This window comes from Polycladospora coralii (assembly GCF_014773435.2).
Classification (GTDB): domain Bacteria; phylum Bacillota; class Bacilli; order Thermoactinomycetales; family Thermoactinomycetaceae; genus Polycladospora; species Polycladospora coralii.
The window spans coordinates 581,694-605,292 of the sequence record NZ_JACXAG020000002.1 but is presented as its reverse complement, the minus strand read 5'-3'; the positions used below and the strand labels follow the sequence as shown (position 1 = coordinate 605,292).

Here is a 23,599-nt window from a genome sequence, read left to right as displayed (position 1 = left end):
TCCTGTGGAGGGAAAATTATAATCGGAAGCAAATTAAACCATTTTATTGAATTCTTTACGCAATCTCTTGATAATCCGCTTTTCTAGTCTTGAAATATAAGATTGCGATATACCCATCATATCCGCTACATCTTTCTGCGTCTTCTCTTCTCCCCCATCTAATCCAAATCGGAGTTCCATAATTTTTCTTTCCCGATCTGATAGATTTGATAGAGCTGAACGTAAAATATCTTTATCTACTTCATCTTCAATATCCCGATAAATTGTATCGTTATCCGTTCCCATCACATCCGAAAGTAAAAGTTCATTACCATCCCAGTCTGTATTTAGCGGTTCATCAAAGGAAACCTCTGAACGAATTTTATTATTTCTTCTCAAAAACATGAGAATTTCGTTTTCAATGCAACGAGAGGCATAAGTGGCCAGTTTAATTTTCTTACTGGGATCAAAGGTGTTTACTGCTTTGATCAGACCAATTGCACCAATAGATACTAAATCTTCGATATTAATGCCCGTATTTTCAAATTTGCGTGCAATATAAACCACTAAACGTAAATTACGTTCGATCAGCATCGCACGAACAGCTGTATCACCACTTGGCAATCGTTCTAGTAAATGCTCTTCTTCTTCCCGCGTTAGTGGAGGAGGAAGCGCTTCACTACCGCCAATATAATAAATTTCTTCTCCTTTAAATCCTACTTGTAACATCATGCGATACCATAAAAGTTGAAGCGCTAGTTTCCATTTCACGATCATACATGTGCCTCCTCAACATTTTTTTGATTCTCGTACATCGTGTCTGTAAACGGATAACAAGAAGGATGAATAATCGCTTGGTATGTCCTATCTGTCGAAAGATTCCCGACATCTATTCCTATGAGAATCTTCTCAAATTTATACCAGTGATGATCTTTTTTCACTTCAATCCAATCGGGTTTAAATGCGATCATCATACTATGACCTCGACCGGCAGCGCGATAAGGGATGATACGAACTTTAGACATCCATTCTAGAGGTAACCGTGACAAGTCCGCTTGAAAATCATCCTTTCTTATCCATTCGATTAAGACTGGGGGTAATAGGGCTTCGATCAACTTAAGCTCTACCAAAATGACCGGTTGACGCGAGATAGGGTCTCGCAACTGATTTCCAGTGTCTATCAAACCATTACAAGTTACAATTTGGTCCATGATCACCATTTTAAAAGCGGTTACAAACTGATTCATTTCTTGTCGCTCCTTTAAAGAGCCTAATGAAAATTTTGTATACAGCCAGACAAGTGGAAAGCCGATCCATATAAAGATCCAAGAAACTGGAGAACCCCAACCATTCGATGATGAAGTGAAGAGGATACCTCCACTTACATTTCCATTACCCGTTAACACAAAATGTAGAGCGATCATAGCTCCACCTGCAACAAAGCAAGTTAAATAAAAAGTAGCTAAATTACGCAAATAAGCATATATAGAGAAATAACCAAGCCCTACCACTACCATTACCATTGATACCAAGATTTTAATGGGTAATGAGAAAAGGAATGAAAATGGTGGCCAGAGAGACAACATCGAATAGATCCCTCCTATTATCGCAGCGCACCCCATTCTCCAAATATGTAGCGGTTGTTTCCGGATTCCTGCGGTCAACCAAAGTAACAAAAAATCGATACAACTGTTTAGTAGAAATACGACATCTGCATAAACAACCACATTAATCTCTCCAACTGTATAAAGTGCCTTCAGTATACCTAAGAAATGCTTCAAAGTCTGTCATTTCCTGTCTCTTTTAATTGACTTGTTTCGTCGAATAAAAAGATCCTGAGCATATGCTCAGGATCTTTTTGATAAGTCTGCTTATGAACGTTTATTTTTACCCAGTTTATTACGAAGGAAGGCTGGAACTTCTAAATAATCTACATGACCAAACTTCTCTCCAACATTCATTACAGGTTCTTCTACTCTACTTTTATTTGCTTCTTCCGATCCTCTGAGACCACCAAAAGTACGTAAGCCAGAATCACTTTCTTCAGCACTACGATTTCCACCCGATGAACCGAAGATCGGTTTACTATTGCCGGTCGGTTTGTGCTTTTCAACATTAATCTGCTGATGAGTCTGGTCTTGATCAAATCCAGTAGCGATAACCGTTACCATGATTTCATCTTTTAAGTCTTCGTTAATCACCGATCCAAATATCATGTTTACTTCGGGATGGGAGGCTTGTGTCACAATCTCAGCTGCTTCGTATACTTCATATAAACTGAGGTTAGAACCACCCGTTATATTCATCAATACGCCTCTGGCACCTTCAATAGAGGTTTCTAAAAGAGGACTGCAAATGGCTTCTTGAGCAGCTATGGCCGCACGATTTTCTCCATTAGCTGCACCGATTCCCATTAATGCAGATCCTCGTTCAGTCATAATGGTACGTACATCAGCGAAATCGAGGTTAATTAATCCAGGGACAGCTATCAAGTCTGAAATCCCTTGAACACCTTGTCGTAAGACATTATCAGCCTCTTTAAATGCTTCAAGCATTGGTGTACTCTTATCTACTAAATCAAGCAGACGATCGTTTGGGATTACAATCAATGTGTCTACGTTTTCCTTTAAGGCAGCGACCCCTTCTTCTGCTTGACTGGTCCTTCTTTTCCCTTCAAACGAAAACGGCTTGGTCACCACACCAACAGTAAGTGCCCCAAGTTCACGTGCGATCATCGCAATTTCTGGAGCTGCTCCCGTTCCCGTTCCGCCTCCCATACCTGCCGTTACAAATACCATATCGGCACCTTTCAGCACATTTTCAAGCTGTTCTCTACTCTCTTCTGCTGCTTTTTTTCCTACTTCAGGCTTTGCACCTGCACCTAATCCTCTTGTTAGTTTCTCTCCAATTTGTAACCGATTTTGGGCTTTTGACCGGTTTAGGGCCTGGGCATCTGTGTTAACCGCAATAAATTCAACGCCTTGTACTCCACCTTCGATCATTCGATTGACCGCATTGCTACCGCCACCACCAACACCAATCACCTTAATCTGTGCGATTTGCTCGATTTCTAGATCAATATCCAACATACATGTCCCTCCGTCACTTCATTCTATACATCTATAATTTGGTATGTTTCAAGTCAAACCCATTGTTCTTTAAATTAGATCAACTCATCTAACCAGTTTTTTATACGATCAAAAGTAGAAGGACCTTTCTGCTTTTTAGGGCGCGTGCTTTGTTCTGTTCGAGTTGATTTTGCAGCCTGAAGCACGCCTCTTTTTTGTAAGTAATGAATAAGTGCTATTCCTCCAGTATATGACGGTTCTTTGACGCCAATATTATCAGGTCCTGTCACCCGTACAGACGATCCGAGTTGATTACGCGCAACATGTATAATCTCTCTTGTTGTCATCACTCCGCCCGTTAGCACATAGCCACCACTTGGCTCTTCTGTGAAGCCCATCTCTTTGACTTGGTTTTTTATCATGTAAAAGATCTCTTCGATTCTAGGTTCCATGATTTGTGCGAGCTCTAGTTGTGTAACCATTCGTTCACGACTCGTACCAATCGTCTGAACCTGAAAAGTCTCTTTAATCTCCGCATGTTCGTGACTGGCAACACCATACTCACATTTCACTTCTTCTGCAGAATGTGTGTGGGTACGTAGACCAATTGCAATATCGTTGGTTATGTATTCACCACCGATGGGAATACTAGCCGTACTTGCTAAGTGTCCTTGCTTAAAAGCCGTTAGCGTCGTTGTCCCACCACCGATATCGACCATCACAACACCCAAATTTTTCTCATCAGTCGATAAACAGAGCTCACTCACAGCGAGTGGCAAAAACACCATTCCAGCTATATTTAAATTTGCTTTTTGTACACATCTCAGCAAATTATGTACAATGGTCTTGGTACCTGTAATTATAATGGCATCTACTTCAAGCCGTACTCCCATCATCCCATGTGGATCACGAATATCATCCAATCCATCTACAATATACTGTTTTGGAACAACTTCAATGATAATTCGTTCAGGTGGTAAAGCGATGACTTTAGCTGCTTGAAGCACTCGGTCAATATCTTGAAACCCGATTTCACGATCTTCGCTCGATACAGCTACGACACCATGACTAGGTTGTAGTGAGATATGATTGCCGGAAACGCCTACATAGACTTCAGAAATTTCTATGCCTACCATTCGTTCTGCATGATCTACTGCCTCTCGAATGGACTGTACAGCTTCGTCAATGTTGATGATCGCTCCCTTTTTCATCCCTTTTGACTCAGCAGTTCCTACGCCTACCACTTGAGTTGTTCCATCTGTATTTAATTCCGCAACGATAGCTCTTACTTGTGAAGATCCTATATCTAAACTGATAACTAATTCTTCGGTGCTCACTGCTGGGCACCTCCTTGCCCGAGAATAGATTTCGTAGTCGATCAAAAAATCCCGAGAAGGGAAAGGGAGTGTTGCTTATACTCCATATTCAACAACTACAAGGATGAACCCTTTAATAATGATTAATTTCTTTAGTGGAATCTTCCCCTGTCGCTATCTCATAGGCTTACCAATCGGCAAGTTTGCTTTAACCTTTTCATTCTGCAGGTGTAAACCAAATACTTTCAAGTAAGTTCACTGTACCTTCATCGTGTTCATAAAAAGAAGGATACAGCCGCATCTTATGGCTTAAATCATTTGCCCTGACATAGATCGTATGATTTTTTTTGGTCTTGATTTCCACTTGATCTTCTTGATTGGTCCGTGGTTTAACGCGTAAAACCTGATTCTTAATTTCAGAAGGTAGCTTTACCCATTCAGTGACGACTTGCTTTAGCAGTGGATCTTTCGATTTCCACCCTTCAAAAATTGTGTGTTCATCCATTTCTTGTATCTTTTTATAATTGCTCATTCTGGTACCATCTGAAAATAATAGAAATTGTTGATCTTTATCAAGATATACACCAATAACCGGCTTTTCGGTTATACGAATCTTTAATTCATGAGGAAACGATTTCTTCACTTCAGCCTCATGAACGACATTGCGTTGTTCCAATGCACTTTCAATTTGATCTTCGTCAACAAAAAAGTAGGAATCTCCTACATTTACTTGAATCACTTGACGTAATTCTGATTCTGAAACCAACTTATTACCCTGAATTTCAATCGATTCAATTTGACTGAGGGGCGACTTTAAAAATAAGACGAGTAAAATCCCCATGAAAAAGAGTAGAACAAAAACAAAGATGATAGGGGAAGAGGAACGCTTCTTTTTTATTCCAGTACGAAAAGGTGGTATGCGTTCATCCACAAATCTTTTCTCCTCTCCATATCCTATCTGATGGTGAAACTACAATTTCCATTTAATAGCTATTAATCTTCCTTTTATATTATCATAAAACAAAATAAGAGAGTCAACACGTTTCCACGATTACTCAAAAATCGAAAAAAACAGTAGCACTAAACCGTGCTACTGTTGGAGATAAACGATGGGGAAGTTTGTTTTCGATAAATTTGACCACCTAAACTTTTGATCACTTCATCAAAACAATCATAACCGCGATCAATGTACGGAACACCTTCCACTACCGTGGTACCCTTCGCACATAATCCCGCGATAACAAGGGCTGCTCCTGCTCGTAAATCGGTAGCTGCTACGTGGGCTCCAGTTAATTCTGAAGGCCCATCAATACAGGCTTTACATCCATCTACTTTTATTTTAGCCCCCATTTTAATCAATTCATCTACATGCTTTAATCGAGATTCAAAAATTTTCTCCGCTAATTGACTCGTTCCATCTGCAAGTGTAAGTAATACGAGCATTTGCGGCTGCATATCTGTTGGAAATCCTGGGAAAGGCTCTGTCGCAATCATGTGTATCGGCCTCAGCTTTTGTTCCGTCCAAACCCGCACACGATCTTCTTCCCAATCCAATTTCACACCCATATCTGTCAGAATATCAATCACGCTAGCTAGATGGTATCGATTAACGTTTTCTAAAGTAACCTCACCTTGTGTGGCACCCACAGCAGCCATTAACGTTCCCGCTACAATTCGGTCCGGTATGATACAATGTTCTACTGGATTTAATTGATCTACGCCCTCTACATAGATGGTTGAGGTACCTGCACCGTGTATCCTTGCCCCCATTTTATTCAACACTGCTTGGAGATCCATGATTTCAGGCTCACGTGCACTGTTATGGATCACCGTTGTTCCTTCGGCTAACACAGCAGCCATCATCACATTTTCAGTAGCGCCAACACTAGGGAATTCGAGTTTTATTTTTGTCCCAATTAATCGATCAACATGACAATGAATCATCTCGCTTTGTTCTTCAATTTGGGCACCTAATGCTTCTAACCCTTTTAAATGAATATCGATTGGACGTTGCCCAATAGCACAGCCACCTGGCTTACTCACACTGACTTGATGTAGACGAGCAAGCATAGGGCCAAGCAAAAAGATAGATGACCTGATTTTTCGCATTAAATCATCAGGAATATGTGAATGAACGATATACGTTGTATCGACTTCAATATGATCAGGAAACCGAATGACCTTCGCTCCAAGTGCGACTAATATCTGACACATCGCTCTGACATCGGTTAAATCTGGAACATCATATATACGGTGTACACCTTCAGATAATACAGTAGCAGCTAGAATGGGTAATGCCGCATTTTTTGCACCCTGAACACGAATAGAACCGGACAGAGGTTTACCACCTTCGATGACAAATTTCTCCAAAGTGCCACCTCCGTTTAACGATTACTCTTCTCCTATCACCTGAACCTCTGGTTTTAACGTCACACCAAATTTCGTTTCAATTACGCTAATCACATGCGAGATCAGATTGAGGACATCCGATGCTGTAGCTTGACCGCGATTAATAATGAAATTTGCGTGTAATGTTGAAACTTCTGCATCTCCCACCCGAAAGCCACTTAAGCCGGCAGCTTGTATAAGACGTCCAGCATAATCACCTTCAGGATTACGAAAGACACTCCCAGCACATGGAAATTGAAGTGGTTGAGTTTGTCTGCGACGATCTTTAAACTTTTGCAAAGAAGCCGTAATTAAATCCGGATCGCCCCACTCTAATTCAAAAGTTGCTTCCGTCACGATTCCTCGTAATTCATTTTGCAAAATGGAAGTACGATACTTAAAACAAAGTGCTTCGTTCGATAAAATTTTCCATTCTCCATTTTCCAATAAGACTTCAGCCGAAGTAAGCACACGGGATATATCTGATCCGTGTGCACCTGCATTCATATAAACTGCTCCACCGATATTACCCGGTATACCTCCTGCAAATTCAAGTCCTGTTAGGCCCTGTTTAGAGACCATTGAAGCACACAGAATGGTAGAATAACCTCCACCCACAACGACTTTGGAGCCCTCTACATGAAAATGGTTAAATCCCTCATCTAATTTAAATACTACGCCTCGAATACCACCATCGCGAACAAGTAAGTTTGATCCTCTACCAATTGCTCTCCAAGGTAATTGAAATTGATTTACAACTCGCATCGCATTGGACAATTCTTTTTTGCTTTGCGGGTAAATTAATAAGTCGGCTGGACCTCCCACTTTCCACGTAGTGTGACGGGACATAGGTTCATTCATTCTTACATGATTTACATCAGCTTTTTGTAACGCATCTGCTATATTTAACATGGTGTTCGCCCCTCCTCACAAATTCATGTGTGAAATCCATTCGAAATATCTTTCTATAGTCTATGTGACCGGTTCATTTGTGTGACGCAGACCCAAATATCCTAGTCGATCATCTTGAGAAACGAGATAAATTAAGTAATATTCCTACGGCCGCTAGCGTTAGAGTCAGTGATGAACCACCATAACTTAGAAAGGGAAGTGTAATTCCAGTGACTGGAAAAGCACCAGATACCACACCGATATTAATTCCAGCTTGTATCATAAGCATACTGGTAATTCCAGTTGCAAGTAGTCCATAAAATAGATTAGGACTACTAATCGCAACCCGTATACCGCGCCAAACAATAATAGCAAAAAGGAGTAGAACCGTTCCTGCACCTAAAAAGCCTAACTCTTCCGCTAAAATCGAAAAAATAAAATCGGTATGTGGTTCTGGCAAATATAAATGCTTTTGTCGGCTCATACCTAGACCTAAACCGAGGATTCCACCAGGCCCTATCGCATATAAAGACTGAATCAATTGATACCCTGCACCTAATGGATCTTCCCAAGGGTTTAGAAAAGCGGTAATTCGTTGAATACGATAGGGAGCGGCCAACACCAATCCAATAAAGCCAATCCCTCCTACACCAACTAGCGTAAGCAAGTGTTTCATCCGAGCACCTGCTACAAAAATGAGTGCCATTCCTGTCCCCATCATTACCGTACCTGTCCCTAAATCAGGTTGAAGCATGATAAGGCCAAAAGCCGTTCCTAAAATCAACAAGGCGGGTAATAAACCTTTTTTGAGATTAGTGATGTCAAATTGATGATTGGAGAACAGTTTAGCTAGAAAGGTAATCATGGCTAATTTCATAAACTCAGAAGGTTGAATACTAAAAGCCCCGATACCAAGCCAACTTCGAGCACCATTTCGAAAAATACCTACACCAGGAATGAGGACGATAATCAGCAGACCAAAGCAAATAAGTAATGCCGGTAAAGCCCAATCACGAAATCGATCTGGATTCACATATGCAATAAAAAACATCGCAATCAGTCCAAGTGCTGCAAATAAAAGCTGTCGCTTCGCAAAAAAGAAAGCATCGTCATATTTATGATAGGCAAATGCAGCACTTGAACTATATACCATGACAATTCCTATCACTAAGAGTAGAAATATGGCAATCACAATGATAAAATCCGGGTTTGACTTCTTCATAAACAAGTCACCTCATACACTTAAAGCACGTCTTATTACTCAAGCGTATGCACAGCTTGTTTAAATATGCTACCTCGTTCTTCAAAGGTTTGATACATATCCCAACTCGCACAAGCAGGTGATAGGAGTACAATTTCACCATGATGTGCAATTTCATAGGCCTTTTGAACGGCTTCTACTACATCTTTTACTTCTGTAATCACTTCAACTTCTGCTTGTTTCGCACAGAATGAAAACCGCTTTTTGGCTTCTCCATATGCAATCACTGCTCGAACACGAGAGTGTACGACCGGAATTAACTCATCAAATGTCACACCACGATCGAGACCACCTGCAATCCAAACGATACGAGCATCAAATGAAGTGAGACCCGTACGAGCGGCTTGGGCATTCGTAGCTTTAGAATCATTAATATACTTGACGCCGTTAATTTCTTTTACAAATTCTAGACGGTGTTCTACACCAGTAAAACGCTTTAACACACGGATGATACTTTCTGTCTTACAGCCTGCTTGTAAAGCGATTAAGACAGCCGCTAAGGCATTTTCTAAATTACAATCTCCTTGTAGTGCAATGCATGCGATCGGAGCGATTTTTTTATCTACACCATCATTTCGAAAAATGATCCAACCCTCGTGTACAAACACACCTTGTGGGACTTCTTTTTGACGGCTAAACCAATAGATGCGACTAGATATTTGTGGCCCGATCTCTACACAAACTTCGTGATCTGCATTTAAAATCGCGATGTCTTCTGCGGTTTGATTTGCAAATAATTTTAACTTTGATTCTCTATAATCCGCTATTGTCTGATGATAGTCTAGATGAGCTGGATATATATTTAACAGTGCACCAATCTGTGGTCTAAATGTTTCCGTTCCCTTTAATTGAAAACTACTTAATTCAGTTACTAGCCATTGATCAGCCGTTAAATCCGCTACCACATCTGCCACAGCCTGTCCAATATTACCTGCAACCACCACATTTTGCTCATCTTCTTTTAATATTTCTCCAACTAAAGTCGTAGTTGTCGTCTTTCCATTCGATCCCGTAATCCCTATAATGGGGGCTTGCGAAATTGCCCCTGCTATCTCCACTTCAGTCACTACAGATATTCCTAGTGCTATAGCATCTTCTATCGGCTTTATATGATATGGAATACCTGGATTTTTCACTAATAAATCGACCTGATCATGGATTAAATCTTCAGGATGCCCTCCACAGATGACTGCAATTCCCAACTCTTCTAATTCAGCCGCTTCAGAACATTCTTCTCGTGGCTTTCTATCATTAACAATAACGTGAGCGCCTAAGCGATGTAATAACTTTGCAATGGCTACACCGCTACGAGCCATGCCGATTACAATGATATTTTTATCGCGATACATTTTTATTCCACCTCCTGTACAAAATATGAAAGACGATACTAACTAAGCGTTACAATATATACGCCAAGTGCTGCTAGTAAGAACCCTGCAAACCAGAAAGTGGTAACAACACGCCACTCCGACCAGCCAACCAGTTCAAAATGGTGATGTAAAGGGCTCATGCGAAATACACGTTTCCCTCTGGTTTTAAAAGAGGTAACTTGAATCATTACGGATAAGGCTTCCATTACGAAAACTCCACCAATAATCGGTAGCAACAATTCAGTTCTCGTAATGATCGCCAATGCAGCGATCCCACCACCTAACGCCAGTGAACCGGTATCCCCCATAAACACCTTGGCAGGATGGGCATTAAAGACAAGAAAACCGAGAAGGGTACCTACAACAGCAATAGAAAAGATAATAACCGTTTGATTTCCTTGTAAAACACCAATAACTGCATACGCACCATATGCACAAGTAGCTGTTCCTGCTAATAATCCATCGAGTCCATCTGTTAAGTTTACAGCATTAGAAGATCCAATTAACATCAACAAAAGCAACGGCAAATACATCCATACCAGTTCAATATTAATATCAGTCCCAGGGATACTAACACTAAAAATAGCGATGCCTGAATTGAGGGCACGAACCTTTAGCAATACCCAAAATAAAACCAGTCCAATAAATAATTGCCCGAGTAGTTTTTGATTAGCTGTGAGTCCTAAGCTTCGCTTCATAACCACTTTGATATAGTCGTCCAAAAAACCTAAAATACCATAGCCGAGTGTAGCAAATAACAAAAAGAATAAGTCCGGATTCATTGATGGACGATGGCTATCTAATAAAGTTAAACTAATGAATGGTAAAGTGGTTAAAACCAAAGCCGTTAATATAATCACTCCACCCATAGTCGGTGTTCCAGCTTTTTTTAAGTGATTTTGAGGTCCTTCCTCTCGAATACTTTGACCAAATTTTAAGCGACGTAGCATCGGTATTATAATTGGACCAAGTAGGACGCTTATTCCAAAAGCGACCGCTAGCGGTACCAAAATTAAGCGAATATCAATATTATCCATTGTTTTTCCCCTGCTCTCCTTCTACTAATCTTTTAACTATGATTTCTAAAGATAGTGATCTTGAAGCCTTGACCAATAATACCACATTTGCATCGCCATCGCGATCCAGTATTGAAATTGCTTCTTCCTTCGATGCAAAATGTAAAGGCGATATCCCAGCCTCTTCTGCACCTGCATGAATCCACTCACCCATTGGCCCAATCGTATAAAGCTTATTAATTCCTTTACCGACGACATACTCTCCTATTTCACGGTGATAGTACTCAGATTGATCTCCAATCTCATTGATATCTCCCAGCAAAGCCCATTTCTCTTTATTCGGGTGTATCTCAGCCAATAGGTCAAGTGCTGCTCGCATGGAAGTCGGACTTGCATTATAGGCATCATTAATTATGGCCATGCCATTACGTGCTGTCTTTAATTCTAGCCTCATACCTGACAGTTGCACCCGCATTAAACGATCTCTCAATTCTGCTTCGGTTATCTGATATTGGCGTCCCACTGCAATCGCTAGAAGTGCATTTTTTAGATTATGCCTTCCTAACAAGGGTAAAACGAAGTGTGTACCCGTTTGCTTAGATTGAAATGTAAATCCTTCACTTCCTTTACTTTCAATATGCAAAGGTGAATCTTCACATTCGGCTTGATAGCCTACGCGTATGTGGGGTTTTGCAGGTGTTAATAAGGGTTCATCTCCGTCACAAATGAATACCCCGTCTTCTGCTAAACCTTCTAAGATCTCCAATTTGGCTTTTGCGATTCCTTCTCTACTCCCTAAAAATTCAATATGAGATTCACCAATATTGGTAATGACCGCAATGTTAGGATGAGCCATTTTCGATAATAATCCAATTTCACCCGCATGATTCATTCCCATTTCAATGATGCCAATCTCAGTATCCTCTGGCATGGACAACAGAGTGAGCGGCACACCAATATGATTATTTAAGTTTCCTGCCGTTTTATGTACACGATACTGACGCTCTAAAATAGATGCGGTTAGATCTTTGGTCGTGGTTTTTCCATTACTCCCGGTAATCGCGACAATTGAAGCATCTAATTCTTGACGATATGAGGTAGCTATCATTTGTAAGGCACGTAAGGTATCCTGCACACGGATGATAGGCAATTCACAAGTAGAAGGAAGTGGATAATGTTCTTGCCACAAAATAGCCGCCGCTCCCTTTTCAATCGCCTGCTCCACAAAGTCATGACCGTCAAAATGCTCACCTACTAACGGCACATATACATTATTTATTTGAAGTGTTCTTGTATCTGTAGATACACCACGTACCATCCGATACCGATCTGCCGGATCAGCAATTAATTCTCCGTTTGACTCTCTGGCCAACCATCTAGCTGTTCGTTCAATCATCACCTATTCGCCTCTTTTCATTATGAACGTGCCAATTTAGCTACTTCGCGATCATCAAAATGATAGCGTACACCATTTACCTCTTGATACGTCTCATGTCCCTTTCCTGCAATGAAAACAATATCGCCATCACTAGCGCTTTGCATAGCCGTCTGAATAGCTTGTTTACGATCCTCTATCATTTTGAATTCCTCATCGGTCAAGCCCTCGGTCATATCAGCAAGAATTTGTTTAGGATCTTCAGAGCGCGGATTATCCGTTGTGAAGATGGTTAGATCACTGTACGCTAGGGCCATTTTTGCCATAAGAGGGCGTTTTTCTCTGTCACGATCTCCACCGCATCCTACCACGGTAAAAACCTTTCCAGTGGAAAATTCTAATATCGTCTCAAGCGCATTTTTTAAGCTGTCTGGTGTATGTGCATAGTCTACGATTGTTGCAAAGTTTTGTCCTGTTTCCACCAATTCAAACCGCCCCGGCACGCCTGATAGGCTTGCTAACCCATCACGAATCTGTTCGAGTGACAACCCTTCAGCTAGTGCAACACAAGTGGCGGCTAGTACATTATACACATTAAATTTACCAATCATCTTCATAGATACTGAAATATCTCCACGAAATGTTTTCAGGGTGAAATGTGTACCTGACGCGGAAACTCGAATGTTTTCTGCACGTACATCTGCCTTTTTCTCAATTCCATAAGTGATCACTTGTGCTGAAGTGATATGCGCAAAATAGTCTGAGGCTACATCATCTTGGTTTAAAATCGCCACATTATTCATGTTGAGTTGGCTAAATAATAAACCCTTTGCCTCTCGATAAGCGCCCATCGTTTTGTGATAATCGAGATGATCTTGTGTCAAATTCGTAAAGATGGCATATTGAAAAAAACTGCCCCGTGTACGCCCCATGTCAAGTGCATGAGAAGAGACTTCCATTACCGCATACTCACAACCTGCTTCTTTCATCATGCGAAACCCTTTTTGCAAATCTTGTGCGTCGGGGGTTGTGTTTCTCACTGGTTGTGTCTGACCACCAAATCGCATACCGATGGTTCCAATTAACCCAACTTCTTTGTGCGCCGTATGCAACAAGTGTTCAATGAGGTGTGTTGTAGTTGTTTTACCATTTGTACCCGTCACGCCGATTAGTTTCAGTTCACGTGAGGGATGACCATAAAAAGTAGCAGCTAAATGCGCCATCGCCCTACGACTATCCGGTACAATGAGCAAGGGAACGTCAAGCAGAAGTGATTCCTCCGCCACGACAGCTACTGCGCCATTCTCTATCGCCTTAGAAATATAACGATGACCATCCGATTGATGACCACGAATGGCTACAAAAAGATCTCCTGGCTTGATTTGACGTGAATCGATTACAATATCTGTAACATTTACGTTTAGATCGCCCTCTGCACGAAAAACAGCGAGTGGTTGTATCAGTTGGCTCAAATACAATTGATTTCCTCCTTCATCCAAATCTTACACTCATCAAGAAAACGAGCCGATCGTCGTTTAGTCAAGTTTTTATTCACAAACAAAAAGCCAGGTAACAGATCCTGGCACTTGACATACATACCTATTTTAATCTGCTTTACCGATTTTGTCACCCAAATAGATTTTGATTTGTGAGCCCTTTTTAACACGTTGTCCGGGCTTAGGAATTTGATTAATGACGCGATCTCCTTTTCCATGTACTTGAATGGAAAAGTCATCAAGCCGGTTTCGAATATCTGAAACTTCTTGTCCGATCAAATCTGGCGCAGATATTATGGGCGTTGTAAGTGGTGTCTCTTTGGCAGGTACTTGATTTTTTCTTTTATCTATATTTAAGTATCTCAAACTATCATCAATGATATTACCAACAATCGGCGCAGCTACGACACCACCAAATTGTATTCCCTGCGGGTTATCCACCGCAATATAAACGACGATTTCAGGATCATCTGCCGGAGCAAATCCCACGAAGGAAACAATGTGATTGTTTTGTAAATAACGTCCATCTGGTCCTACTTTTTGTGCGGTACCTGTTTTTCCTCCTACTCGGTATCCATCTACAAAAGCCTTACGTCCTGTACCCTGTGCCACAACATACTCAAGTGATTCACGTACAGCCTTAGAAGTCTGAGGCGAGATCACTTCCCTTTTTACTTGAGGAGCGATCGTTTCAATCATTTTACCTGACTTAGGATCACGCCACCCTTTTGCTAAATGTGGTTCCATCAGCTTACCACCATTAATTGCTGCAGATACAGCTGCTACTTGTTGAATAGGTGTGACGGAAACACCTTGTCCGAATGCAGTGGTTGCTAATTCTACTGGCCCTACTCTACTCTCTGGAAAGAGAATTCCCTTTGCTTCACCGTTTAGATCGATGCCTGTTGTTTGGCCAAATCCAAATTGTTTAATATAGGAAAATAACTTTCCTTTCCCTAGTCTTTGGCCCAAGGTGACAAACCCCGGGTTACATGAATTTTGAACCACCTCTAGGAAAGTTTGATGTCCATGACCTCCTTTTTTCCAACAACGTAAGTGCGCACCGCTTACATTTATATAACCCGGGTCGTGAAAAGGTTCTTTTAAGTTCACTTTGTTCTCTTCAATCGCTGCAGCTAATGTTATGATTTTAAAAGTTGAACCCGGTTCATACGTTCTCCAGATCGGTAGGTTGCGATTGTAAATAAGCGGGTCTGTTGTTTGATATTCATCCGGCCTAAAAGTAGGACGACTCCCCATACCTAAGATTTCACCCGTTTTAGGATTCATAGCAATTCCTAACACATTTTCTGGTTGATACTGTGCAACTGCTTGATCCAATTCGCGTTCCAAGATCGATTGAATTTGGTAATCGATCGTGGTGATTAAATCTAAGCCATCTTGTGGAGGTGTATATTTATCTGTACCACCTGGAAGCTTTTCTCCACGGGCATCTGAACTAAAGGAAACATACCCTTTGACTCCCTTTAACTGTTCTTCATAGACGTATTCAAGACCGGCAAGTCCTTGATTTTCGCCCCCAGTAAAGCCTAGAATATGGGATGCTAAGTTTTCATACGGATAGTAACGTTTACTATCTTCAGTAATCACAATACCAGGTAAACGCATCCCTTGAATTTGCTTTGCTTGCTCATCTGTTATCTTTCGTCCCCATGGTCTGATATAAACCGTTATTTGTTTTTTGGTAATTTGTTTATAAATTTCCTCTTCTTGCCCTTCCAATATTTTGGCCAACTGTTTTGCTGTTTCAGCAGCATTCTTTACCTGAGCTGGAATCGCAATCACCGTAGGGGCACTAATATTATAAGCTAAACGCTCTCCATTTCGATCTAAAATTTGGCCCCGCTTTGCCTCATAGGTAATATTACGGCTCCATAAATTTTCTGCTTTATCCGTTAACCAGTTTCCTTGTAAGATTTGAACATAAAAAAGCCGACCGAGTAAAGCGGTTAAAACGAGCAAAGCGGTCATTAAAATTGCGAAAAGCCTCTTTTTTACAATGTTTGAAACGGGGATCACTTTACTCTACTCCCTTTTTAGCAATTCTTATGACAAGCTTATTCCTAACAAGAAATATTCATGACAAGTTCACCAAATAAAAAAACACCTCGCAAAGCGGGCGCCTTTTGTTGTATTTATTATTTTAACTCTTTATTCGGCTGTATCTGTCTAATTTGTAGTGTCTTTCTAATAATTTGACTGGCTACGGGTGCTGCTATCTTCCCACCTGAGGAACTACCGTTTATCGAAGCCGGCTCATCGATTGCTACATAAACCACCACGTCTGGATTATCATAAGGAGCAAGCCCAATAAAAGAAACGATATACTTGTCTTCTTCATATCCACCCTGTTTCTTCGGTTTCTGGGCGGTTCCCGTCTTCCCTCCAACAGGATAGCCTACGACATCTGCCTCAGAACCCGTACCCCCTTCAACCACATCTCGTAATAATTGGCGGACTTGTTTAGCCGTATCTTCGCTTACGATCCGCTTACCTTGCACAGGATATGTTTTCACGATTTCATCCGAATTCGCTTTATGAATTTCTTTCATCACATGCGGTGTATACCAAGTCCCCCCATTTGCAATAGCAGAAATGGCAGAGATTTGTTGCACTGGAGTGACGGAAATCCCTTGCCCAAACGAAGTGGTTGCTAACTCAGACGGATATAGCGGTCCATTAAAATAATATCCTTTTCCTTCTGCTGGTAAGTCAATACCAGTCGGCTTTCCTTGACGCTTCGTAATATCACCGAAACCAAAGCGTTTAATATATTCATTTAGTTTTGTGGCACCTAACTTCTGACCCAGCTTTACAAAAGCGACATTACTCGATTTTTGTACACCTTCACGATATGTGATTGTTCCCCATCCGCGGTCATTCCAGTCTCGGATTGTTCGGTCTTCTACCTGGATTGCACCTGATTCAAAAGTATCACTGGCATTAAAAACACCTTCCTCAATTGCTGCTGCTAAGGTAACAATTTTAAAAGTGGAACCAGGTTCAAATTGATTTTCAATCGCTTGGTTTGTTCTGTTCTCTTGTGGATTATAAGTACCAATCTGATTAGGGTTATATACAGGTAGATTAGCCATTGCCAAAATTTCACCATTACGTGGATCTGCTACGATAGCGGTTCCACCTTTGGCATCGTAATTTTTGACTGCTTCTGCCAACTCAATTTCGACTTGTTTTTGTATGCGCGCATCAATGGTTAAGTATAAGTCATTCCCATTTTTAGCAGGCTGATACTCATCTGGGTCTTTGGACATCATAATCCCATTTTTCGATTTAAGGTACTTCTTACGACCCATTTCACCTTGTAAAAAGGAATGATAACTTTTTTCCACACCTTCGACTGGCTTCATCTCTTGATTCACAAATCCAAGGACATGAGCAGCTTCCGTTCCGTTATACTGCCGTAGAGGTTTGTAGGGAAAAGCATAGATTTCTTCTAGTTGCCCTTTTTCCTTCAATTGATAGATTTTTTTTATCGCTTCTTCCGGAAAACGATCTTTTCCATTTCCCCTCAATTGTATATCATCTTTTTCTTTCGATAATTGCTCCTCTAGATCAGTAGGTTCTAATTCTAACAAAGGAGCAAGTAAACGAGCGACTTGGCTTATATCTTTCATCTTCTTTTTATTCGCCACAATATAGTAGGCATTTACATCCCATGCCATTGAATGGTCACCGGTACGATCATATATGGTTCCTCGCGTTGGATATATGGTCTCATTTTCCATCCAATTATTCATGGCCATCGTGGTCAACGAATTAGATTCGACTGTCTGAATCCAGAAGAGCCGCAATGTTAATATACTTAAGCACAAGGTCCAGATACTCCCCACAACTAATGACCGCATTTTGCTCTTTCTTACTCTCCCACTCATTTTTGCCCTCACCCTCTCTATCTATTAAGGCTGAACTGAGGGCAAAATTTGGGGGGCACTTAATTTGAGATTGTTCCGCTCAGCAAACTGCCTAATTCTCTCTACACTCGTAAGTTCTTGTTTTTCAGCGTTCAATTGAAGGTTGACCTTTTCTCCTTCTTGAATCGCCGTTTCTGTCTGACTAATCGCTACCTTTAGCTCTGTTACTTCTGCTTTCCACGAAGTTACGCATAGGGCTAAGAAAACACAAACTATAATACTAGCTAAATATAAAATTTTCTCCCCTACTGGTAACCGCAGTAGTAAAGCTTTTTTCTTCTTTTTTCTCTGTACATATTTCTTAGAGTCAACCAATGGCCTTGCGACTGATTCATTCCATCGATTCTCTCTCATCTATGTTATCCTCCTTACGCCACTAGCCTCTTTTACTCCTTTATATCTTTTCAGCCACCCTCAGTTTTGCTGATCTTGCCCTCTGATTTTTTTCTATTTCTTTTTCTGTTGGTATGACCGGTTTTCTGGTCATCACTTTTAATATCGGTTTTTCATTACAAGTACAAATTGGAAAGTCAGGCGGACAGGTACACCCTTTACTCATCGTTTGAAAAAACTTTTTACAAATACGATCTTCAAGCGAATGAAAAGTGATAACACTAATTCTTCCACCCGGCTTTAGGAGTCCAACCGTTGCAGCTAATGCTTGCTCGAATACGTATAATTCATCATTTACCGCAATTCGTATCGCTTGAAACGTCCTTCTTGCTGGATGAGGCCCTGTTCTTCGAGCAGGAGCAGGTATGGCCTTTTTAATCACATCTACTAGCTCAAATGTCGTTTCCAGTGGACCGTGCGTTCGACGCTTTACAATTTCAGCAGCGATCCTGCGCGAAAATTTTTCTTCTCCATACGAAAACAAAATACGAATGAGTTCTTGTTCTGTCCACTCATTTACCACATGATACGCACTTATGGTCTGTGTCTGATCCATACGCATATCAAGTGGTGCATCCACATGGTAACTAAAACCTCTCTCGCCTTGATCAAGTTGTGGAGAAGACACACCTAGATCAAATAAAACACCGTTTACGTGCTCGATATCAAGTTCATGTATTGCTTTTTCTATATCTCTAAAATTGGTTCTAATCAGATCGAGCTTACAATCCACCTCACGCAACGCTTCTGCTGCATGCCTTAATGCAAAATCATCTTGATCAATCCCAATTAGTCGACCTTTAGTTGATAGCTTAGAAGCAATTAGCCTACTATGGCCAGCTCCACCTAACGTACAGTCTACGTATGTCCCATCAGCATCGATGTTCAGACCCGCTACTGCTTCTTCTTTTAGTACGGTTTCATGTACAAACACAACATCTTTCCATCCTTTGTCTACAAATCAAAATCAACAATACTTTCCGCTATCTCATTAAATGAATCTTCAGAGCTAGCATAGTAAGTGTCCCATCTTTCCTTACACCATATTTCAATCCGGGTAGAGACTCCGATAATGACGCACTCTTTTTTGAGTGTGGCAAATTCTCGAAGTGGATTCGGAATTAAAGCTCTACCTTGCTTATCAATATCCGCTTCACTCGCTCCAGAGAAAAAGAAACGCGTAAACTTGCGAGCATCCGCTTTGGTAAAGGGTAGCGCTTTAAGCTTTTGTTCAAGTATGGTCCATTCCGAGCGAGGGTATACAAACAAGCAGTGATCCAGTCCACGAGTGATAACAAATGATTCGCCTAAGCCATCCCGAAATTTAGCCGGAACGATTAAACGACCTTTATCGTCAATGGAATGACGATACTCTCCCATGAACATTCCACTACTCCCCCTCTCTCACTCCCCTCTCTTCCACTTCCCACCACTCTCTACCACATTGTTAAGTATACCACACGCATAATAAAAAATCCTGCACGCTAAGTGCAGGATTTAACCAAAAAAACAGATACTGGAATCTCTTACAATTCCCAGCTTGCTAAGTATGCTTCTTGCGCTTCACTAATCTCATCAATTTGAATATCGTTTGCTTCTAAGAAGAAGCGTGAAACTTGCTCATCAATGCTATACGGCACATCTAATACCCGATTTCCAAGATCAGCATGTTTTTCATGGACATGTAAGAGGCATAAAGCCTGAAGCGCAAATGTCATATCCATGATCTCGACTGGATGACCATCTCCAGCAGATAAGTTCACTAAGCGTCCTTCTGCTAGTACAAACACCTTACGACCATCTGCAAAAGTGTATTCTTCAATATCTTTTCGAACCGTTCTTTTCTTTTCAGTCATACGCTCTAGCGATTCTAAATCGATTTCCACGTTGAAGTGACCTGCATTGGAAAGAATAGCACCATCTTTCATCACTTCAAAGTGTTCTTTGGCAACCACACCCTTATTTCCCGTGGTGGTCACGACGAAGTCCCCTCGTTTAGCCGCTTCTACCATCGGCATCACAGTAAAGCCATCCATATGGGCTTCAGTCGCTTTAATCGCATCGATTTCGGTCACTATGACATTAGCGCCTAGTCCTTTGGCACGCATCGCAACCCCACGACCGCACCAGCCATATCCGATTACCACAACTGTTTTTCCAGCCACTACTAGATTTGTTGTACGGTTGATACCATCCCAAACTGATTGCCCTGTACCGTAACGATTATCAAATAAGAATTTAGAATAAGCGTCATTCACAGCTACCATAGGGAATTTTAGTTCTCCTGATTTTTCAAGTGCACGCAGACGAAGAATACCGGTTGTGGTTTCTTCACATCCACCACGTATATTTTCCATTAATTCTGGTCGCTCAGCATGTAAAATGGTAACCAAATCTCCACCATCATCAATAATGAGATCTGGTTTTGTTTCCAATGTTTTAATTAAATGATCTTTATACTCTTCCGGACTTGGATTATATTTACTAAATACCGTAATATTCGAAACAGCAAGTGCTGCCGCGATATCGTCTTGTGTAGAAAGTGGATTACTACCTGTAATCACAACTTCAGCACCCGCATCACGGATCACTTCTGCTAAATAGCCTGTTTTAGCTTCTAAATGTAAAGATATGGCTACTTTTTGCCCTGCAAGTGGTTTTTCAGCAATAAACTTTTCACGTAAGCGGTTCAATACAGGCATGTGATCCCGTGCCCAGTCTAATTTTAAGCGACCGGATGCCGCTAAGTTCAAATCTGCTACAATACTTTTTTCAGCTGTACTCATAATATCCTCCCTCAATTCAATCCATTTATATCCCTATTACAAACCTAAGCCTGTAACTGGCTGATAATCTCCATTTACAATCAAACACGACGTTCATTATACCTGATTTTAGCAATGGTGTCGATTTTCATCTTTTTACCAGAAAGTAAAATCAACGTACATTTTTTAAATTGAATTTAGGGCATGTATTTTATTCGTACTGCATCCATTGTTGACACCATGCCGTTTCTCATCGAATATAAGGGCTACAAGCACCCTTTCCATTGGATTGGCTTTAAAAATATGTTTCTGAACATGTCTAGCAGCCCCTCCCTTTCTTTAAAATTACCATATACATAAAAGTACATTGGCTATTTCAAAGATTCTACCCTCCCAAACGCAGATGTACCAAGCCGATGAATCTCTTCAAAGGTTGGGAAGCCATGTATGATGGAAAAACTTATAAAAAACCCCAAGAATATCCATCTCAGCAACAACAGCAACAACAGCAACAACACGATAAAAATACAATTGAACATGTAGGTAACACCACACTTAACCTGAGTATCGATTGTGGTGTAGATGAAAAGAAGATGGCAAAACATGATCATCTTAAAAAAAAACATTCAGATGACTGCTGTATAAGCGAGCGACAAGTAAATAACCCCGCAAATGATGTCGCTAATTTTCCTCGAATCACGCAAAGTGAAACGAGCATTGCCTATTTTAAAAATTTTATCCTCTACGGATTTAATGATTCAAATGATAGTACAGGCGTGCTAGGAACGTCTAGTTTTTCCGGTTTTGCTTATTCCAATGATTTAGGAAACACCTGGACGGATGGTGGATCTATTCCTGTAAATTCATCAGGACAAAATTCTGGCGACCCCGTCATAGCTGTAGATCAAAATGGTGTCTTCTATTATGGTCAAATCGGGATTGAAAACGTATCTGGTGTTTCTCAAGGCGTTATCAGTGTTTCCACAGGAACTATTACACCCAATGAAACGATCACCATGAATGCTCCGCAAGTAGTTGGACGTGGCCAAAACCCTTCGGCAGCCGTCAATCAGGATAAAGAATGGATTGCTGTAGGTCCCGATGCTAGTAATCCAGGTAACGAAGCGCTCTATGTTACATGGACTGATTTCACAGTTAGTCCCCCTAATATCCGCTTTTCAAAATATACGACGGGTGTCAACCTTAGTCCAATCATTACCGACCAAGTGATTGTTACTGTTACTGGTGGTACGACTTTTGTACAAGGGTCTTTTGTCATTGTTGATGACCTCGGAGGAATCTACGTCTTTTATGAAGAAATATCCGGATTCAATACCCTAGGACAACCCAACCGAGTGATACGGATGGTGAAATCGACTGACGGTGGCAGTACTTTCCCAATTAATGTGGCTGTTTCCAATCCTTTTGCAGCAGCTGCAACAGATACGTCCATTTGTAGTCGTCCATCTATCGGAGTTGATAATAGTAGAAGGATAAGAATGAATGAGTTTCCAAGTGCCACGATCGGACCTGATGGTACGATATATGTCGTGTGGAACGCTGGGAGAGTGACCGGAGGAACAACTTTTATTGATGTATTCTTAGCTTATAGTACAGATCGAGGAGCCACCTGGAATCGGGTTTGTATCACCTCAAACCTTTCGACTTTTCCATTTTTTCCAACAGTAGCAGCTACTAAAAATCAAGCTCATATTCAGTATAACCGTTTCAATGATAGAGGAGGCACACTATCTGGTATAGGTGATGGAACATTTGCTGTTTTTCTGAAAAGCTTTTCTCTTTGTAGCGGTTTTGGGAAGGAGCAGATGGTAAGTACGATATTTTCTCCAGTCCCCGTCACAAACCCTGGTGTCGACACTGCTAGTTGTTACATGGGGGATTACAATCAAATGATCGTAGGTCCAAGAAATTGTCTACTTCATTCTTGGGGAGATAATCGCGATGTACTCATGGGACGAGATAATCCAGATGTTTTCTTTTCTAAAACATCCCTAGATGCGAAGAGATATGGTTGTTGTGATGATGATGAAAAATAAACGACTGTGACACGCGACAAATCAGGAAAGGGGAGGTTGCTCTTATGAATTGTGAACCTTGTAAGAACGATGATGATGTTGTCCATGATTCCACAAACTATATGCCATTTACTTCTTCAGCCTTGCCTCATGACATGGTAATGAAGCAAGAAGATACGAATGCATCATCCAAAGAGGATGAATCGTTTTCAGCCTAAAAGATCTGATTCGATATCAAATCAGATCTTTTAAATTGATCATTTCTCATGCAACGTCCCAACAAGCGGCGAAA

The 23,599-nt window shown here is 41.0% G+C and carries 20 protein-coding genes; 2 read left to right on the top strand and 18 right to left on the bottom strand.

Features of this window, described 5'->3' with window-relative positions:
- Nucleotides 1-33: 33 nt before the first annotated feature.
- The 18 genes from sigE to IC619_RS07220 all read right to left on the bottom strand — a co-directional run bounded on the left by sigE (nt 34) and on the right by IC619_RS07220 (nt 21,292).
- A complete protein-coding gene (gene sigE / locus IC619_RS07305) occupies nt 34-756 on the bottom strand; it encodes an RNA polymerase sporulation sigma factor SigE (RefSeq protein ID WP_191140038.1) in 723 nt (240 codons plus the stop codon).
- Nucleotides 753-1,760 (bottom strand): sigma-E processing peptidase SpoIIGA, encoded by a 1,008-nt coding sequence (gene spoIIGA, locus IC619_RS07300; RefSeq protein ID WP_191140037.1) that lies wholly within the window; start codon nt 1,758-1,760, stop codon nt 753-755. Before spoIIGA ends, sigE begins: the two co-directional genes overlap by 4 nt.
- 90 nt (nt 1,761-1,850) lie before the next feature.
- Nucleotides 1,851-3,068 carry a cell division protein FtsZ gene (gene ftsZ / locus IC619_RS07295; protein ID WP_191140036.1) on the bottom strand — a complete coding sequence of 406 codons (1,218 nt, stop codon included), beginning with the start codon at nt 3,066-3,068 and terminating at the stop codon, nt 1,851-1,853.
- A 74-nt stretch (nt 3,069-3,142) separates the two neighbouring features.
- Complete coding sequence (ftsA, locus tag IC619_RS07290) at nt 3,143-4,384, bottom strand: cell division protein FtsA (protein WP_191140035.1); 1,242 nt, start codon at nt 4,382-4,384, stop codon at nt 3,143-3,145.
- A gap of 196 nt (nt 4,385-4,580) precedes the next feature.
- Nucleotides 4,581-5,294, bottom strand: coding sequence for an FtsQ-type POTRA domain-containing protein (locus tag IC619_RS07285; protein WP_191140034.1), 714 nt, complete (start codon nt 5,292-5,294; stop codon nt 4,581-4,583).
- A gap of 149 nt (nt 5,295-5,443) precedes the next feature.
- Nucleotides 5,444-6,733, bottom strand: coding sequence for a UDP-N-acetylglucosamine 1-carboxyvinyltransferase (murA, locus tag IC619_RS07280; protein WP_191140033.1), 1,290 nt, complete (start codon nt 6,731-6,733; stop codon nt 5,444-5,446).
- Nucleotides 6,734-6,754: 21 nt separating this feature from the next.
- Nucleotides 6,755-7,663 (bottom strand): UDP-N-acetylmuramate dehydrogenase, encoded by a 909-nt coding sequence (murB, locus tag IC619_RS07275; protein WP_191140032.1) that lies wholly within the window; start codon nt 7,661-7,663, stop codon nt 6,755-6,757.
- Nucleotides 7,664-7,772: 109 nt separating this feature from the next.
- Nucleotides 7,773-8,870 (bottom strand): stage V sporulation protein E, encoded by a 1,098-nt coding sequence (spoVE, locus tag IC619_RS07270; protein ID WP_191140031.1) that lies wholly within the window; start codon nt 8,868-8,870, stop codon nt 7,773-7,775.
- A 29-nt stretch (nt 8,871-8,899) separates the two neighbouring features.
- Nucleotides 8,900-10,258 carry a UDP-N-acetylmuramoyl-L-alanine--D-glutamate ligase gene (murD, locus tag IC619_RS07265; protein ID WP_347239771.1) on the bottom strand — a complete coding sequence of 453 codons (1,359 nt, stop codon included), beginning with the start codon at nt 10,256-10,258 and terminating at the stop codon, nt 8,900-8,902.
- A gap of 32 nt (nt 10,259-10,290) precedes the next feature.
- Nucleotides 10,291-11,310 (bottom strand): phospho-N-acetylmuramoyl-pentapeptide-transferase, encoded by a 1,020-nt coding sequence (mraY, locus tag IC619_RS07260; protein WP_224749525.1) that lies wholly within the window; start codon nt 11,308-11,310, stop codon nt 10,291-10,293.
- Entirely contained in the window at nt 11,303-12,685 is a 1,383-nt protein-coding gene (locus tag IC619_RS07255; RefSeq protein ID WP_249669779.1) for a UDP-N-acetylmuramoyl-tripeptide--D-alanyl-D-alanine ligase, read from the bottom strand. Before IC619_RS07255 ends, mraY begins: the two co-directional genes overlap by 8 nt.
- Nucleotides 12,686-12,705: 20 nt before the next feature.
- Nucleotides 12,706-14,142, bottom strand: a complete 1,437-nt coding sequence (locus IC619_RS07250; protein WP_191140028.1) for a UDP-N-acetylmuramoyl-L-alanyl-D-glutamate--2,6-diaminopimelate ligase — start codon at nt 14,140-14,142, stop codon at nt 12,706-12,708.
- 126 nt (nt 14,143-14,268) lie between these two features.
- Nucleotides 14,269-16,197: a stage V sporulation protein D gene (locus IC619_RS07245; protein WP_191140190.1), complete on the bottom strand. Its 1,929-nt coding sequence runs from the start codon at nt 16,195-16,197 to the stop codon at nt 14,269-14,271.
- A 122-nt stretch (nt 16,198-16,319) separates the two neighbouring features.
- Entirely contained in the window at nt 16,320-18,074 is a 1,755-nt protein-coding gene (locus tag IC619_RS07240; RefSeq protein WP_191140027.1) for a peptidoglycan D,D-transpeptidase FtsI family protein, read from the bottom strand.
- A gap of 24 nt (nt 18,075-18,098) precedes the next feature.
- A complete protein-coding gene (locus IC619_RS07235) occupies nt 18,099-18,467 on the bottom strand; it encodes a hypothetical protein (RefSeq protein ID WP_191140026.1) in 369 nt (122 codons plus the stop codon).
- Nucleotides 18,468-18,507: 40 nt separating this feature from the next.
- Nucleotides 18,508-19,440 (bottom strand): 16S rRNA (cytosine(1402)-N(4))-methyltransferase RsmH, encoded by a 933-nt coding sequence (gene rsmH, locus IC619_RS07230; protein ID WP_191140025.1) that lies wholly within the window; start codon nt 19,438-19,440, stop codon nt 18,508-18,510.
- A 20-nt stretch (nt 19,441-19,460) separates the two neighbouring features.
- Nucleotides 19,461-19,892 (bottom strand): division/cell wall cluster transcriptional repressor MraZ, encoded by a 432-nt coding sequence (mraZ, locus tag IC619_RS07225; protein WP_191140024.1) that lies wholly within the window; start codon nt 19,890-19,892, stop codon nt 19,461-19,463.
- Between the two features lie 140 nt (nt 19,893-20,032).
- Complete coding sequence (locus IC619_RS07220) at nt 20,033-21,292, bottom strand: adenosylhomocysteinase (RefSeq protein ID WP_191140023.1); 1,260 nt, start codon at nt 21,290-21,292, stop codon at nt 20,033-20,035.
- Nucleotides 21,293-21,864: 572 nt separating this feature from the next.
- On the opposite strand from IC619_RS07220, the gene IC619_RS07215 reads away from it, so the two are divergent.
- Complete coding sequence (locus IC619_RS07215; RefSeq protein WP_191140189.1) at nt 21,865-23,328, top strand: exo-alpha-sialidase; 1,464 nt, start codon at nt 21,865-21,867, stop codon at nt 23,326-23,328.
- Nucleotides 23,329-23,372: 44 nt separating this feature from the next.
- A complete protein-coding gene (locus IC619_RS07210) occupies nt 23,373-23,525 on the top strand; it encodes a hypothetical protein (RefSeq protein ID WP_191140022.1) in 153 nt (50 codons plus the stop codon).
- Nucleotides 23,526-23,599: the final 74 nt, after the last annotated feature.